At 61.7% G+C, this 14,483-nt stretch carries 16 protein-coding genes; 11 read left to right on the top strand and 5 right to left on the bottom strand.

Annotated features, from left to right (window positions below; genetic code table 11):
- Positions 1 to 7 precede the first annotated feature (7 nt).
- The 3 genes from HNR59_RS05380 to HNR59_RS05370 form a co-directional block, all read right to left on the bottom strand.
- Positions 8 to 799, bottom strand: a complete 792-nt coding sequence (locus tag HNR59_RS05380) for an ABC transporter ATP-binding protein (RefSeq protein WP_183827005.1) — start codon at positions 797 to 799, stop codon at positions 8 to 10.
- A complete protein-coding gene (locus tag HNR59_RS05375; protein ID WP_246374504.1) occupies positions 796 to 2,745 on the bottom strand; it encodes an AMP-dependent synthetase/ligase in 1,950 nt (649 codons plus the stop codon). The genes HNR59_RS05380 and HNR59_RS05375 overlap by 4 nt, the downstream gene beginning before the upstream one ends.
- A 320-nt stretch (positions 2,746 to 3,065) precedes the next feature.
- A complete protein-coding gene (locus HNR59_RS05370; RefSeq protein ID WP_183827002.1) occupies positions 3,066 to 3,740 on the bottom strand; it encodes a Crp/Fnr family transcriptional regulator in 675 nt (224 codons plus the stop codon).
- A 152-nt stretch (positions 3,741 to 3,892) separates the two neighbouring features.
- On the opposite strand from HNR59_RS05370, the gene HNR59_RS05365 reads away from it, so the two are divergent.
- From HNR59_RS05365 to argB, 4 genes are all read left to right on the top strand, one after another.
- The gene (locus HNR59_RS05365; protein ID WP_183826999.1) at positions 3,893 to 4,174 is read left to right on the top strand and encodes a DUF2218 domain-containing protein; all 282 of its coding nucleotides are present in this window, start codon (positions 3,893 to 3,895) and stop codon (positions 4,172 to 4,174) included.
- An 11-nt stretch (positions 4,175 to 4,185) separates the two neighbouring features.
- Positions 4,186 to 4,746, top strand: a complete 561-nt coding sequence (locus tag HNR59_RS05360; RefSeq protein WP_183826996.1) for a TetR/AcrR family transcriptional regulator — start codon at positions 4,186 to 4,188, stop codon at positions 4,744 to 4,746.
- 83 nt (positions 4,747 to 4,829) lie between these two features.
- Complete coding sequence (locus HNR59_RS05355; RefSeq protein ID WP_183826993.1) at positions 4,830 to 6,332, top strand: MFS transporter; 1,503 nt, start codon at positions 4,830 to 4,832, stop codon at positions 6,330 to 6,332.
- A 92-nt stretch (positions 6,333 to 6,424) separates the two neighbouring features.
- Positions 6,425 to 7,318: an acetylglutamate kinase gene (gene argB / locus HNR59_RS05350; protein WP_183826990.1), complete on the top strand. Its 894-nt coding sequence runs from the start codon at positions 6,425 to 6,427 to the stop codon at positions 7,316 to 7,318.
- A 173-nt stretch (positions 7,319 to 7,491) separates the two neighbouring features.
- Here the strand turns inward: argB and HNR59_RS05345 are convergent, their stop codons facing one another.
- Complete coding sequence (locus HNR59_RS05345; RefSeq protein ID WP_183826987.1) at positions 7,492 to 8,259, bottom strand: GGDEF domain-containing protein; 768 nt, start codon at positions 8,257 to 8,259, stop codon at positions 7,492 to 7,494.
- Positions 8,260 to 8,418: 159 nt separating this feature from the next.
- On the opposite strand from HNR59_RS05345, the gene HNR59_RS05340 reads away from it, so the two are divergent.
- Both HNR59_RS05340 and HNR59_RS05335 read left to right on the top strand, forming a co-directional pair.
- Entirely contained in the window at positions 8,419 to 9,123 is a 705-nt protein-coding gene (locus HNR59_RS05340; protein WP_183826984.1) for a pyrimidine 5'-nucleotidase, read from the top strand.
- A complete protein-coding gene (locus HNR59_RS05335) occupies positions 9,110 to 10,024 on the top strand; it encodes a DUF817 domain-containing protein (RefSeq protein WP_183826981.1) in 915 nt (304 codons plus the stop codon). The genes HNR59_RS05340 and HNR59_RS05335 overlap by 14 nt, the downstream gene beginning before the upstream one ends.
- 4 nt (positions 10,025 to 10,028) lie before the next feature.
- On the opposite strand, the gene HNR59_RS05330 is transcribed toward HNR59_RS05335, so the two are convergent.
- Entirely contained in the window at positions 10,029 to 10,868 is an 840-nt protein-coding gene (locus HNR59_RS05330; RefSeq protein ID WP_183831351.1) for an LOG family protein, read from the bottom strand.
- Between the two features lie 133 nt (positions 10,869 to 11,001).
- On the opposite strand from HNR59_RS05330, the gene dapD reads away from it, so the two are divergent.
- The 5 genes from dapD to HNR59_RS05305 all read left to right on the top strand — a co-directional run bounded on the left by dapD (position 11,002) and on the right by HNR59_RS05305 (position 14,478).
- Positions 11,002 to 11,856 carry a 2,3,4,5-tetrahydropyridine-2,6-dicarboxylate N-succinyltransferase gene (gene dapD, locus HNR59_RS05325; protein WP_183826977.1) on the top strand — a complete coding sequence of 285 codons (855 nt, stop codon included), beginning with the start codon at positions 11,002 to 11,004 and terminating at the stop codon, positions 11,854 to 11,856.
- 49 nt (positions 11,857 to 11,905) lie between these two features.
- Positions 11,906 to 12,202, top strand: coding sequence for a DUF4282 domain-containing protein (locus HNR59_RS05320; protein WP_183826974.1), 297 nt, complete (start codon positions 11,906 to 11,908; stop codon positions 12,200 to 12,202).
- Between the two features lie 73 nt (positions 12,203 to 12,275).
- On the top strand, positions 12,276 to 12,647 hold the full coding sequence (locus HNR59_RS05315) for a DUF805 domain-containing protein (protein ID WP_183826971.1): 372 nt from the start codon (positions 12,276 to 12,278) through the stop codon (positions 12,645 to 12,647).
- 39 nt (positions 12,648 to 12,686) lie between these two features.
- Complete coding sequence (dapE, locus tag HNR59_RS05310) at positions 12,687 to 13,880, top strand: succinyl-diaminopimelate desuccinylase (protein WP_183826968.1); 1,194 nt, start codon at positions 12,687 to 12,689, stop codon at positions 13,878 to 13,880.
- Positions 13,881 to 13,884: 4 nt separating this feature from the next.
- On the top strand, positions 13,885 to 14,478 hold the full coding sequence (locus HNR59_RS05305; protein ID WP_183826965.1) for a transporter: 594 nt from the start codon (positions 13,885 to 13,887) through the stop codon (positions 14,476 to 14,478).
- The last annotated feature ends 5 nt before the right edge of the window (positions 14,479 to 14,483 follow it).

Here is a 14,483-nt window from a genome sequence, read left to right as displayed (position 1 = left end):
TCGCGTTTCAGTGTCCGACGCCCAGATAGGCGTCGATGACCTTCGGATCCGCCTTCACCTCCTCAGGCGTTCCGTCTGCAATCTTGTGTCCGTATTCCAGAACCACCACCCGGTCGGACAGATCCATGACCACGCCGATGTCGTGCTCGATGAGGGCGATGGTGGTGCCGAAGTGTCGGTTGAGATCGAGGATGTAGCGGCACATGTCCTCCTTCTCCTCCATGTTCATGCCGGCCATCGGCTCGTCGAGCAGCAGCAGTTCCGGCTCCATGGCGAGCGCCCGGCCAAGCTCCACGCGCTTCTGCAAACCGTAGGGCAGCTTGCCCACCGGCGTCTTGCGGATCGCCTCGATCTGCAGGAAGTCGATGATGTCCTCGACATGGCGGCGATGGTCGATTTCCTCGCGCATGGCCGGGCCGAAGCGCAGCATCTGCCAGAACAGGCCGCGATGCATGCGCAGCGTGCGCCCGACCATGATGTTGTCGAGCGTCGACATGCCGCGAAACAGCGCAACGTTCTGGAAGGTGCGGGCAATGCCCTGGCTGGCGGCCTGATAGGGACGCATGCGCGAGCGGGTCTGGCCCTTGTAGGTGATGCGGCCCTGCTGCGGATGATAGAAGCCGTTGATCACGTTGAGCATCGAGGTCTTGCCGGCGCCGTTGGGGCCGATGATGGCGCGGATTTCGCCCTTGCGAATATCGAACGAGACATCGGTGATCGCCTTGACGCCGCCGAAGGCGAGCGACACGCCGTCCACGGCAAGCAGGGTTTCCCCCTTGGCGTTGGTGGTGCTGCTCATGCCGCGGCCTCCAGCGTGCCGGTTTCGACGGTCGCGGCATCGGCAATCTTCACCCGCGCCGAGATCACGCCCTTGCGGCCGTCCTCGAAGGTCACTTCCGTCGAGATGTCGGCGGCTTCGGCGCCGTTGTAGAGCGCATCGACCAGCGGCTTGTAGCGCTCGGCGATGAAGCCGCGCCGCACCTTCTGGGTGCGCGTCATCTCGCCGTCGTCGGCGTCGAGTTCCTTGTGCAGGATGAGGAAACGGCGGATCTGGGCGGCGGCCATGCGCGGCTCGGTGGCCAGCGAGCGGTTTACCTCCTCCACATGTCCCGCGCAGATGGCATAGACCTCGGGGCGCTGCGCCAGTTCCTGATAGGAAGCATAGGGAATGTTATTGCGCTCGGCCCAGTTGCCCACCGCCGTCAGGTCGATGTTGAGCATGCAGGTGACGAAGTCGCTGTCCTGCCCGAAAGCCACGGCTTCCTTGATGTTCGGGAAGAACTTCAGCTTGTTCTCGATGTATTTCGGCGCAAACATCGCGCCAGAGCGCAGCCGTCCCACATCCTTGGCGCGGTCGATGATGGTGAGATGGCCGTCCTCGTCGAAGAAGCCGGCATCGCCGGTGCGCACATAGCCGTCCTCGGTCACGGTTTCGGCAGTGCGCTCATCGTCCTTGTAATAGCCGATGAACTGGCCGGGCGAACGATACAGAACCTCGCCATCCTCGTTGATGCGGATTTCGACATTCGGCGTCGCCGGGCCCACCGTGCCGACGCGGATATGGCCGTCCGGATGGGCGGTCACATAGAGGAAGGCTTCGGTCTGGCCGTAAAGCTGCTTCAGATTGATGCCGAGCGAGCGGTAGAAAGAAAAGAGGTCGGGACCAATCGCCTCGCCTGCCGTGTAGGCCACGCGGATGCGGGAAAAGCCGAGCACGTTCTTCAGCGGCGCATAGACCAGCAGATTGCCGAGCCCGTAACCGAGGCGTGCGGTAAACGGCACTTTTTCGCCATCGAGAATCTTCTCGCCCCAGCGCCGGGCAAAACCGATGAAATAGTTGAACATGCGCCGCTTCAGCGCGCCGGCATCTTCCATGCGGATGGTGACGCGGGTCAGCAGCGCCTCGAACACGCGCGGCGGCGCGAAGTAGAAGCTCGGCCCGATCTCCTGAAGGTTCGTTTCCACCGTCTCGCGGCTTTCAGGACAGGCGACGCAGAAACCCGACACCAGCGACTGCGCATAGTTGAGATAGTGGTCGCCCACCCATGCCAGCGGCAGATAGGCCAGAACCTCGTCGCGATCCGTGAGCTTGTCGAACGTCACCGTATCGCGCGCGGCAGCGATGGAGCGGCCGGCCGACAGGAGCACGCCCTTGGAACGCCCGGTGGTGCCGGAGGTGTAGAGAATGATGGAAATGTCATCGGCGCTGCCGCGATCGCGCTCCGCATCGATGGCAGCGGCAAACTGCGCATCGGAGGCCAGCAGCTTCCGCCCCTTTTCGATGATGTCGGCAACGGCGTGAAGGCGGCTGTGATCATAATCGCGCAGGCCGCGCGGCTCGTCATAGAGCACCACGCGCAGCTTCGGCACCTGCTCCTGGATCGTCAGGATCTTGTCGACCTGCTCCTGGTCCTGCACCACGGCGAAGCCGACTTCGGCATGGTCGAGGACATAGGCCATCTCGTCTGCAACGGCATCGGCATAGACCGGCACCGGAATGGCGCCCAGCCACTGGGCTGCAAGGATGGTCCAGTACATGGCCGGCCGGTTCTCGCCGATCACGGCAACCGTCGCTCCGCGCTCAAGACCGAGATTGCGCAGTCCCGCCGCATAGGCGCGGATGGCTTCGGCCATTTCGCGCCATGTCCATGTGTGCCAGATACCCAGATCCTTGTGACGCATCGCCGGGCGGTCAGGCCGCACACGAGCGTGCTCGCACAAGAGCTTGGCAAACGTATCGGGCATTGGCATCTCACTCCCTGGTGCCAAGGCAACTCCTCCTGATTTCCTGCCGGACCGCCCTTCAGCCTGATGGCCGCATGAAGGACGTTCCAGCACTTTGACGAAGCAACGGACAAAACCGAAAAGCGGCTCCTCCTTCGACCCGATGCTTTGTCGCGGGTGCTGATCCCGACTGTTGGACAGAGCTTGCAAGCACAGACGCAGTTTTTCAACTGCCGCCTTGACAGACAGAACGCATTGTTGAATGTATTCTGACGGAGATATGTGTGACTTTCACGATTACGATGAACGGGCGGATCACATAACTCCTTGAAGGCGATGGATTATTCGCCGTAGAAGCGCAGCTCTTCCAGCTTCAGTATCGTTACCGTTCCGCCTTCGCTGCGCAGCAGGCCGGCTTTTTCCAGTTCCTGCAAAACACGGTTGGCGACCGGGCGCGACACGCCCGCCAGCAGGCCGATTTCTTCCTGGCTGATCTCGATCTGCGTGCCCATGAACGGGCTGATCACCGGGTTGAACAGCGACGCCAGACTGCGCGCCACGCGGCCAGCCGAATCAAGTGTACGGTCATGCTCGACCTGCGCGATGAACTGGCCGAGCCGCTCGTTGATGAGTCGCACCAGAAGCCGGTCGAAGGCGACGCTGTTCTCGTACAGCCAGAAAAAAGTGGCCCGGTTGAGCAGGGCAAGCTGCGTGCGGCGAAGCGCCAGAACGTCATACTGGCGCGGTTCATCCTTGAGCAGGGAGCCCTCCCCGAACCAGCAGCTCGGCGGCAGGCCGGCATAGGTCACAGCCTTGCCGGAGGTGGTGATCGATCCCAGCCGCAGAAGCCCGCTGACGACGCCGATCCAGTTGTCGATGCGGTCACCGCGATGAATGAAATAGCGGCCCGATTCGATGGTGCGAAAGGTGATGCCGCGCCGTGCCCGCTCCTGCTCGTCGGGCGGGAGTTCACGCGCCCAGAACACCGACGTCAGAAATTGCTCCTCGCTGATCATTCACGCTCCCGACCGTTATGCAGAACATGTGCGTATCACGGCCCCGCGGCAATAGTCACCTTGGCCGAAAGTCATTGAAGCATGTGCAAAATGCATTACGTACGTATGGAATGAAAAACTGAGTTTGCCGATCGACATAAGAAAGGTTCACCATGCCGGTATCCAGCGCAATCGTCGCCACTGAGAATGGCAGCCGCTACCTGCAGCAATTGTGCAAGCACTGGTCCCACCGCTTCGAGGTGAATTTCGATCCGCAGCAGGGACGTATCAAATTCGCCGAGGGTGAAGTGATCACGCTGACCGCCAGCCCCGGCAAGCTCGATGTCCGGATCGAAGCCGACGATGCAGAGCGCCTGCCCGAGCTGAACCGGGTGGTGGAAGCCCATATCGTGCGCTACGCCTTCCGCGAGACGCTCGAATTCAACTGGTCCTGACGGGATCCGCCATGTCCCGCCGCAAGAAAATCGATCGTGACAGGCTGCTCGACCTCGCCGAGGCCATCGTTCGCGAGCGCGGTGCCGCAGCGCTGACCGTGGCGGCCCTTGCCCGCGCAGCGGGCATCACCAATGGCGGTGTTCAATACAGCTTCGCCACCAAGGAACACCTTCTCGCAGCTATGTACGATCGCTGGAGCGAGGACTACGACGCGCAGGTGGCAGCCATGACAGGTGGAAGCACCGACCATGCCACCATACTACGCGCCCAGATAAAGATCATCCAGCAGGAGGAGTACGATCAGGCCTCCCTTGATCGCTCTGCCGTCATGATGGCGGTTCTCATGCAGTCACCCGAGCAGATGGAACGCTATCGCAGGGAATGTACTGCGCGCCTCGATGGTCTCGATTTTGCCCGCGAAGATCACCGACGCCTGCTTATGGCACTGATGGCAGTGGAAGGCGCATTCATGATGCGCGGCTTTGGATTTATGACCTTCACCGATGCAGCCTGGAAGGGACTGGAGAACGAAATCGACAGCATGCTGACGAATTTACAAAAGGATGCCTGATTTCCGCCAGATTCGGAATGGATTCAGGCTTCTTATAAATACATACGTATTGAATTATTCAAACCGACGCTTCAGGTGTTCCCATGTCTTCCAGGTGGATCGTGCTGGCTATCGTCTCCAGTGCGCTTTTCATGATCAGCATCGACATGACGGTGCTGCACACGGCGCTGCCGCGCGTGGTGCATGATCTCGACGCGACGAGTTCCCAGAAACTGTGGATGATCAACGCCTATTCGCTGGTGATGGCAGGACTGCTGCCGGGCTTCGGCACGCTCGGCGACCGCATCGGCCATCGCCGCGTCTTCATGTGGGGGCTGGTGGTGTTCGGCGCAGCCTCGCTGATGGCTGCCTTCGCACCGACCGCCGGGCTGCTGATCGCGGCGCGTTCCCTGCTGGCCGTCGGCGCGGCGATGATGATGCCGGCGACGATCTCCCTGCTGCGCCTTACCTTTCAGGAGGACAGCGAACGCGCCGTCGCCATCGGCATATGGGGCTCGATCGCCTCGGGTGCCGCCGCCATCGGTCCGCTGATCGGCGGCGCATTGCTTGGCTGGTTCTGGTGGGGATCGGTGTTTCTCATCAACGTCCCGGTGGTGCTGGTCGCGCTGGTGCTGGCCCGCCGCTATGTGCCGGATTATCCCGGCGACCCGCAACGCCACTGGGATCTTTGGACCTCGGCGCTGGTGACGGTCGCGCTGGTCGGCCTGATCTATGGCCTGAAGGAAGCCATGAAGCCGGACGCCGATTTCATGCAGGCGCTCGCCGCTGCCGGCATCGGCCTGCTGTTCGGCTGGCTGTTCTGCCGGCGCCAGCTCAGTCTGCCCTCGCCGCTGATCGACTTCACGCTGTTTCGCAACCGACGCTTTGCCGCCGGCACGGCGGCGGCGCTCATCGCCAGCCTTGCGCTGATGGGCGTGGAATTCGTGTTCAGCCAGCAATTGCAGCTCTCACGCGGTTACTCGCCTTTGCAGGCGGGCCTGTTCCTGCTGCCGATCGCCGTTGCCGCCATCGTGGCCGGTCCCCTCGTGGGGTCCGTGCTCATGCGGGTCGGTATGGAGCGCATGCTGGCCGCGACCATGACCATAACGGCGCTCGGCCTGTTGCTTCTGGCCTTGTCGGCAGACGCTCCCTTCCTGTGGCAGGCGGCGATGCTGGCCCTGCTGGGGCTCGGCGCCGGCGGCGCCATGTCGGCGGCGTCTACCGCCATCATGATCAACGCCCCGGAGAACCGGGCCGGCATGGCAGGCTCTGTCGAATCGGTTGCCTATGAGCTGGGCGGCACGCTGGGCGTTGCCATACTGGGCAGCCTGGTGGCGGCGATCTACAGTCTCACGCTGACGACCCCTGCGGAGATCGCGCCGGGTTCGCTCGTGCGCGACAGCATCGATCAGGCGCTGCTTGCCGCCGAAACCTTGCCGGCGGACACCGCTGCACGGCTGACGGATGCGGCCCGCGCCGCCTTCGACACGGGCGCGCTGGCGGCCTATGGGCTGGCCGCGTCGCTGGTCGCGGCCCTTGCACTGGGCATTGCCCTGATGGCGCGCAGGCAGGGCGAGGAGGCCTCCCCGTCCTCGGGCAAAGCCTGAGAAAACGGCAGCGATCGCCGCTCATGACATTTGCCCGCGCCCCGGTTTCCAGCTAAGACGCGCCGACCCTTCAAGCCATGGGAACTGGACGAATGACGGAACCGGACGCCAACGCCGAAATGCAGGCAGCGCTTCTTTCGCGGGCGCTGCCTTACATGCAGCGCTACGAGAACAAGACCGTGGTGGTGAAATATGGCGGCCATGCCATGGGCAACATCGAACTCGGCCGCGCCTTCGCCCGCGACATCGCCCTGCTCAAACAGTCGGGCGTCAACCCGATCGTCGTGCATGGCGGCGGTCCGCAGATCGGCTCCATGCTGGAGCGCATGGGCATCGAATCCAAATTCGAGGGGGGCCTGCGCGTCACCGACCAGAAGACTGTCGAGATCGTCGAGATGGTCCTGGCCGGCTCGATCAACAAGGAGATCGTCGCCCTCATCAACGCCGAAGGCGAATGGGCCATCGGCCTGTGCGGCAAGGACGGCAACATGGTCTTCGCCCAGAAGGCGCGCAAGACCGTGAAGGACCCCGATTCCAACATCGAGCGTGTGCTGGATCTCGGCTTTGTCGGTGAACCGGTGGAAGTCGACCGCACCCTGCTCGACCTTCTGGCCCGCTCGGAAATGATCCCGGTGATCGCCCCGGTCGCGCCCGGCCGCGACGGCCACACATACAACATCAACGCCGACACCTTCGCCGGCGCCATAGCGGGCGCGCTCAACGCCACCCGCCTTCTGTTCCTGACCGACGTGCCCGGCGTGCTCGACAAGGACAAGAAGCTGATCGACGAGCTGACCGTGTCGCAGGCGCGCAAGCTGATCGCCGACGGCACCATTTCCGGCGGCATGATCCCCAAGGTGGAAACCTGCATCGAGGCGATCGAGCGCGGCGTGGAAGGCGTGGTCATCCTCAATGGCAAGACCGCCCATTCCGTGCTGCTCGAACTGTTCACGGAACATGGCGCGGGCACGCTGATCGTGCCCTGACAGCTTTTTTGGGAAACGCCACCGGAATTGTTTCAGGTGGCGTTTTTTCTGTCTAGAGCCGTTCAGTGCTTCACGGAATCACTGAACGGCTCGAAGTCTTTGGTTTGTCGCGTTTCCGAACCGGAAAAGCGTTTCCACTTTTCCGGGAAACACTCCGGCACAATGCGGCGCTTTCAGGCCGCCTCGGTGTCCTTCTTGTCGGAACCGAAGATCACCAGATTGCGGCCCCGGTTCTTGGCTTCGTAGAGCCGCCGGTCTGCCGCGCGCATCATTTCCGAAACGCTTGCACCCGGCACGCAGACGGTGCCCCCGATGGAAACGGTGAGCGGAATTATCCGGTCGCCTTCGACGCGGAAGCGGATCATCTCCACCTGCTGGCGGATACGCTCGGCAACGCGGGTTGCTTCTTCCGCATTCGCCCCCACGAGAAAAGCCGCGAATTCTTCGCCGCCGATGCGGCCAAGCACATCGCCGCTGCGCACGCCGCCGCGCAGGGCAGCCACGATCTGGAGCAGCGCCTCATCGCCGGCCAGATGGCCGAACCGGTCGTTGATCGACTTGAAATGGTCGGCATCGATGATCAGCAGGGCGCCGGAGTCGGTCTTCCGGCGCGAGCGCTCCAGAACGCCGAAGAAGCTTTCGCGGTTGAGCATGCCGGTCATGTCATCATGGCGCGCCTTCTCCGCCAGACGCCGATGCGCCGCTGCAAGCTGGGCATGTGCGCGCGACAGATCGCGATGGGCCGCCTGAAGCTTCTCGTTCTGCCAGAACATGTGGGCGCTCGCCGGCCAGGCGATGACGAGAGGACACACGATGCACATCAAAAGGCCCAGGCTGCCGACGGTGGCGTCGAAAAACGACAACACCAGCGCGGCAACAAGGACGGAGCCGCCCGCCGAGGCGACCGCTACGCAAAAGCCCTTGAAGATTACACGACGCATACCCACCCCTCGATTGCCGGTCTTATGGCAACAAGTTCTGAACTTCAGATTTCCATGCTGGCAAAAATTTGCCCCACCAGTTCGTGTATGGACTTCATCGTGCCTGAACGGTTGATGAATATACACCCAGCAATTGGATTTTATGCCATAAGGCCGATCATGACACAGATTCCAGACGCTTCCAGATTTGCCCACGTCACCGACTGGGTGTTCGACTTGGACAACACGCTCTATCCGCACCACACTAATCTGTTCTCGCAGATCGATGTGCGGATGACATCCTATGTATCGGAACTGCTGACATTGTCGCGCGAAGATGCGCGCGTGCTCCAGAAGGAACTCTACCGGGAACACGGCACCACGCTCAACGGGCTGATGAAGCGCTACAACATCGATCCCGACGACTTCCTCATGAAGGTCCACGACATCGACTATTCGTGGCTCGTGCCGGATCCGGTTCTGGGCGCAGCCATCCACCAGTTGCCGGGCCGCCGCTTCATCTTCACCAACGGAGACCGCACGCATGCGGAGCGCGCCGCGCGCCAGCTCGGCATTCTCGACCATTTCGACGACATATTCGACATCGTCGCCGCCGACCTGACCCCCAAGCCGGACGTCAGGACCTACGAGAAATTTACCTCGCTCCACTCCGTGATCGGCGACAATGCCGTGATGTTCGAGGACATCGCCCGCAATCTCGCCGTGCCGAAGCAGATGGGCATGACCACGGTTCTCGTGGTGCCCAACAATTTCGAGCCTACCTTCTCCGAAATATGGGAAAGCGATCCGGATCACGAAGACGACGTCGACTATGTCACCGATGATCTGGCCGGCTTTCTGGAAAAAATAATTGCAGCCAGATAGGCATTTCACGGGTCTTGAGAAACGCATTGACGCGGCAGCGCATCGCTTCCTCGCCGGCCTGCCGCGTCATCGCATCAGCGATGCGCTCATTGAATTTCTCGTGTTCGGGCTGAAACAGGCGTGGGCCTGCCTTTTCGGCGGCGCGATGCTGGGGCTGCTGATCCTGACCCGCTGGCTGTGGCCCGAAGGGGATGCCGGGCTCGTCACCCGCTACGATTTCCTGTTCCTGTCCGCCATTCTCATCCAGCTCGCGATGCTGATCTTCAGGCTCGAGGCATGGGAGGAGGCCAAGGTCATTCTCATCTTCCACGTCGTTGGCACGGCAATGGAAGTGTTCAAGACCCATGCCGGCTCATGGGTCTATCCCGAAGCGAATTTCTTCCGGATCGGCGGCGTTCCGCTGTTTTCAGGCTTCATGTACGCCGCCGTCGGCTCCTACATGGCGCGAATCAACCGCATTTTCGACATCCGGCTGAACCACTATCCGCCGCTATGGACGACCGTCGTCCTGGCCGGGGCCATCTACGTCAACTTCTTCTCCCACCACTTCCTGTGGGACATTCGCTGGCTGCTGTTTGCGGCCACCTTCGCGCTCTACTGGCGCACGACCATGCATTACCGCGTTTTCCGCTTCCGGCATAAGATGCCGCTGCTGGTCGCCTTCCTGCTGACGGCGCTGTTCATCTGGATCGCGGAGAACATAGGCACATGGTCCCGGGCATGGCTTTATCCCAACCAGCACGACGCATGGGTGCCGGTTTCGCTGGGCAAGCTCGGATCGTGGTATCTGCTGATGATCATATCCGTCGTGCTGGTGACACTCGTTCACCGGCCGAGGCCATATGTTGCGGAAGACCGGCGGGAAAGCCCCGCCGCCGCCGATATGAAGGAAATGACGTAAGGCCTCAAAGCCTGTAGAATTTCCTGATGATCTCCCAAGCCTCGTCGGCGGTATCCACGAAATCGATGATGTCCTGATCGCCGGGGCTGATCGTGCCCTGTTCGGCGAGGAATTCGAGGTCGATGGCTTTGTGCCAGAAGTCCTTGCCGAACAGGATGACCGGCACACGCTCCATGCGACCGGTCTGGATCAGCGTCAGGGTCTCGAAGAATTCGTCCATGGTGCCGAAGCCGCCGGGGAAGACCGCGACGGCCTTTGCCCGCATGACGAAATGCATCTTGCGGATCGCGAAGTAGTGGAAGTTGAAGCACAGCTCCGGCGTCACATAAGGATTTGGCGCCTGCTCGTGCGGCAGCACGATGTTGAGCCCGATGGAGGGCGCGCCGACATCGTCGGCGCCGCGGTTGCCGGCTTCCATCACACCCGGCCCGCCGCCCGTCACCACCACGAATTCGCGATAGTAGGTGGCCGCCGAATGTTGCGAGCACAGGCGCGCAAACTTGCGGGCCTCGTCATAATAGACGCTGTTGAGTTCGAGATTGCGCTTCTGCGTCTCGTTCTTGGCGGCCCATGCCTCGCCGCCCGGTTCGGGCAGGCGCGCGCCGCCGAAGAGAATCACCGTCGAGCGTATGCCGCGCTCAGCCAGAATCATTTCGGGCTTGAGCAGTTCGAGCTGCAGACGCACCGGCCGCAATTCGCGCCGCGTCATGAAATCCTCGTCGTCCCAGGCAAGACGATAGGTCGCCGCGCGGGTCTGGGGCGTATCCGGGACGCTGCGCATCCGTTCCAGATCCTCGTCTGAGTGCGGCAGAGGCGTCCAGCCTGTCTTTTCTTCTGGATTCATCATCCGATTTCCCAAAATGCCGGCAGTTTCTGAGCACCACCGCAATTGACCCTCTTCATACCTTCAAATAGGGTCCGCCCGGCTTTCCAACCGGTTAAGAACAACCCCTTCAAAGCGCGTGCAGGAGCAATAGATGCCGAAGCCCGATCTGGCAAACCTCGAAAAGACCATAGATCAGGCCTTTGAAGATCGCGAAAGCATATCGATCTCGACACGCGGAGAGGTTCGAGATGCGGTGGAAACAGCGTTGCGCCTTCTCGATGGCGGCGAAGCGCGTGTCGCCGAAAAGCAGACCGACGGCTCCTGGCACGTCAATCAGTGGCTCAAAAAGGCCGTGCTGCTTTCCTTCCGCCTCAACCCGATGGAGATCGTCAGGGGCGGTCCGGGCGAATCGACATGGTGGGACAAGGTTCCCTCCAAGTTCGACGGCTGGGGCGCGATCGATTTCGAGAAGGCAGGTTTCCGCGCCGTGCCCAACTGCGTGGTGCGCCGCTCCGCCTATGTGGCGCCCGGCGTCATTTTGATGCCGTCCTTCGTCAATCTCGGCGCCTATGTCGACGCCGGCACCATGGTCGACACATGGGCGACGGTCGGCTCCTGCGCGCAGATCGGCAGGAATGTGCATCTTTCGGGCGGCGTCGGCATTGGCGGCGTGCTGGAGCCGATGCAGGCAGGCCCCACCATCATCGAGGACAACTGTTTCATCGGTGCACGTTCGGAAGTGGTCGAGGGCTGCATCGTGCGCGAAGGCTCCGTGCTCGGCATGGGCGTGTTCATCGGCAAGTCGACGAAGATCGTCGACCGAGCCACCGGCGAGGTGTTCTATGGCGAAGTCCCGCCCTATTCAGTGGTGGTGGCCGGCACAATGCCGGGCAAGCCGCTGCCGAATGGCGAGCCAGGTCCGGGCCTTTACTGCGCGGTGATCGTCAAGCGCGTCGATGAAAGGACCCGTTCGAAGACCTCGATCAACGAACTGCTGCGCGACTGACGCAGGGCTTCGTATAAGCACTTCAATCAGGAATATTCAGGAGAGGGAAATGCAGCTCAGCGACCTGTTCGGATTTGAAAAGCTGGTAACGACCGCCGTCATCAAGATTGCCTACTGGATCGGCATTGTGGTGTGCGTGCTGGGCGGAATCGGAGGTTTTCTTGCGGCGCTGTTCAACGGAATGCCACTTCAGGGGATCCTGTATCTGGTGATCGCGATCTTCTCCCTGTTGATGTGGCGTGTGGCATGCGAGATCTACATCGTCATCTTCGGCATGTATGATCGTCTCGGCCAGATCCGCGACAGCCTTGCCCGTCGCAGCGGCGACCCTCAGCAGCGCATCTGATACCTCAAAACCTCAGACGGTATCCGGATCCTGTGGAGGGGAAACCCCTCCACCAGCCACAGAATGGTAGGCAGTGCCTGAAAAACAGAAATTCATCTGGCTCTTCTTCAGCGTCTCCGGGCGTGTCGGCCGGGCTGCCTTTTTTCTCGGCGGGTTGCTGGTTGCGGTTGTGCAGGCTTTTCCGCTGTACCGCTTCCTGCTCTCTCCGGAAGGCTCTCCCGAAAGCGTGATGTGGTCCATGCTGGCTCTCATCGCCTTTATTGCCTCTCTCTGGTCCAATATAGCGCTTGCGGTGAAGCGGCTGCACGACCTCGACAAGCCGGGCCTCGCGGCCCTCATTCTGTTCGTTCCGGTGATATCGCTCGTGGTCTTTCTGGTGCTGTGCCTGTTTCCGGGCCAGCCCGGCCCCAACCGATATGGCCGGTATCCGGACTCGCCTGCCTGATCATTCCACTTCGGTATAAAATACATTATGGCTGGCGCCATGAAGCTTCCTGTCGATCCCGCTGAAAATCTCGCCGCCCTGCTTCGCTGCCCCTCCGTCACCCCCGCGGAAGGCGGAGCGCTGGCCGCACTTCAGGAAATGCTGGAGCCACTCGGCTTCACCGTGGAACGGCCGGTGTTTTCCGAAAGCGGCACGCCCGACATTGAAAATCTATATGCCAGCCGCGCCGGCGAAGGGCCCCACCTGATGTTTGCGGGGCACACCGACGTCGTGCCCGTCGGCGACGAGAGCGCGTGGTCGCATCCGCCCTTTGCCGCCCACATCGCCAATGGCGAGATGTATGGGCGCGGCGCCGTCGACATGAAGGGCGGCATCGCCTGTTTCATTGCCGCGCTCGCGCGCTCCATCGCAGATGGAAACGCGCCCCGCGGCAAGGTCTCGATGCTGATCACCGGAGACGAGGAAGGCCCCGCCATCAACGGCACCGTCAAGCTGCTGCAATGGGCTGCCGCAAAAGGCGAGACATGGGATGCCTGCATCGTCGGCGAGCCAACGAACCCCGACCGGCTGGGAGACATGATCAAGGTCGGCCGGCGGGGCTCCCTGTCGGCGACGCTGACGGTTCTGGGACGGCAGGGCCATGCCGCCTATCCGCATCTTGCCGACAATCCGGTGCGCGGGCTGATGACGCTTGTCGATGCATTGCTGTCTCCCGAATTCGACACCGGCACCGAACGCTTCCAGTCCACCAATCTGGAAGTCACCTCGGTCGATGTCGGCAACGCGGCGACCAACGTCATCCCACAGCGCGCGACGGCGGCCTTCAACGTGCGCTTCAACGACAACTGGAGCGTCGAAAGCCTGCAGGCGGAAATCCACAATCGCCTCGATGCAGCCAGCCGCCGCCGCAAATATCGCAAGGGCCGCAAGGAACCCGTCGAGTTCGAGCTGGTGTGGCGCGACAATCCAAGCCACGTCTTCCTCACCCATGATGAGAAACTGATCGGGACGCTTGCCCGCTCGGTCGAGAGCGTCACTGCAAACCGCCCTGCCCTGTCCACCTCCGGCGGCACCTCGGACGCGCGCTTCATCAAGGATTACTGCCCGGTCGTCGAATTCGGCCTTGTCGGGCAGACCATGCATATGGTCGATGAGCGGGTGCCGCTGGCCGATCTGGAAACGCTGACGCGCATATACAGGCAGTTCATCGGAAACTGGTTCGGAGAGCACTGAAACCATGCTGCCGGCAGACGAAATTCAGAGATCGCTTGCCGGTGCATGGCGCCTCATGACGGGCAAGCCGGACGGGTTGCGGCTGCTCGACCTGTCGGCGGAAGGTTTCTGGAACTCTTTTCAGGCTCTGCTGGTTGCGGCTCCGGCCCTGATCATCGGCTGGGTTGCAGTGGCAAACGACATTGCCGACCCGCTTTCCGTTTCAGCCCGTTTTTCAATGGCGATACGATTGGCCGTAGTCGACCTGGGAAGCTGGATCCTGCCTCTGGTCGGCCTGGCTCTGGTGGCGCCTTATGCCGGTATCGGCAACCGCTTCGTGCACTATGTGGTGGCCAGCAACTGGGCGTCGGCCATCATCGCATGGCTGCAACTGCCCGGCACTCTTCTGAAGCTTTTCATGCCTCGTGCGGTCGACACGATCATGCTGGCAGCGTTGCTGCTGTTCATCATCGCCATGGTGCTGAGCTGGCGGATGACCAACGCCGCCATTGGCAAGGGAGCTGCGATCGGCTCCGCTGTGTTTGCGGGCATGTTCGTTGCCTCGCTGATCGTCATATTCACCCTTCAGGCGTTGCTTGGCATCCAGATACCGACCTGAAGCCG

Source organism: Aquamicrobium lusatiense (genome assembly GCF_014201615.1).
Lineage (GTDB): Bacteria > Pseudomonadota > Alphaproteobacteria > Rhizobiales > Rhizobiaceae > Mesorhizobium > Mesorhizobium lusatiense.
Note: the sequence above shows the minus strand (reverse complement) of the source record. Positions and strands in the feature narration are given on the sequence as shown.

Coding starts and splice junctions, on each gene's coding strand:
- HNR59_RS05380 (WP_183827005.1), bottom strand. CDS start 799: ATGAGCAGCACCACCAACGCCAAGGGGGAAACCCTGCTTGCCGTGGAC.
- HNR59_RS05375 (WP_246374504.1), bottom strand. CDS start 2,745: ATGCCCGATACGTTTGCCAAGCTCTTGTGCGAGCACGCTCGTGTGCGG.
- HNR59_RS05370 (WP_183827002.1), bottom strand. CDS start 3,740: ATGATCAGCGAGGAGCAATTTCTGACGTCGGTGTTCTGGGCGCGTGAA.
- HNR59_RS05365 (WP_183826999.1), top strand. CDS start 3,893: ATGCCGGTATCCAGCGCAATCGTCGCCACTGAGAATGGCAGCCGCTAC.
- HNR59_RS05360 (WP_183826996.1), top strand. CDS start 4,186: ATGTCCCGCCGCAAGAAAATCGATCGTGACAGGCTGCTCGACCTCGCC.
- HNR59_RS05355 (WP_183826993.1), top strand. CDS start 4,830: ATGTCTTCCAGGTGGATCGTGCTGGCTATCGTCTCCAGTGCGCTTTTC.
- argB (WP_183826990.1), top strand. CDS start 6,425: ATGACGGAACCGGACGCCAACGCCGAAATGCAGGCAGCGCTTCTTTCG.
- HNR59_RS05345 (WP_183826987.1), bottom strand. CDS start 8,259: ATGCGTCGTGTAATCTTCAAGGGCTTTTGCGTAGCGGTCGCCTCGGCG.
- HNR59_RS05340 (WP_183826984.1), top strand. CDS start 8,419: ATGACACAGATTCCAGACGCTTCCAGATTTGCCCACGTCACCGACTGG.
- HNR59_RS05330 (WP_183831351.1), bottom strand. CDS start 10,868: ATGAATCCAGAAGAAAAGACAGGCTGGACGCCTCTGCCGCACTCAGAC.
- dapD (WP_183826977.1), top strand. CDS start 11,002: ATGCCGAAGCCCGATCTGGCAAACCTCGAAAAGACCATAGATCAGGCC.
- HNR59_RS05320 (WP_183826974.1), top strand. CDS start 11,906: ATGCAGCTCAGCGACCTGTTCGGATTTGAAAAGCTGGTAACGACCGCC.
- dapE (WP_183826968.1), top strand. CDS start 12,687: ATGAAGCTTCCTGTCGATCCCGCTGAAAATCTCGCCGCCCTGCTTCGC.
- HNR59_RS05305 (WP_183826965.1), top strand. CDS start 13,885: ATGCTGCCGGCAGACGAAATTCAGAGATCGCTTGCCGGTGCATGGCGC.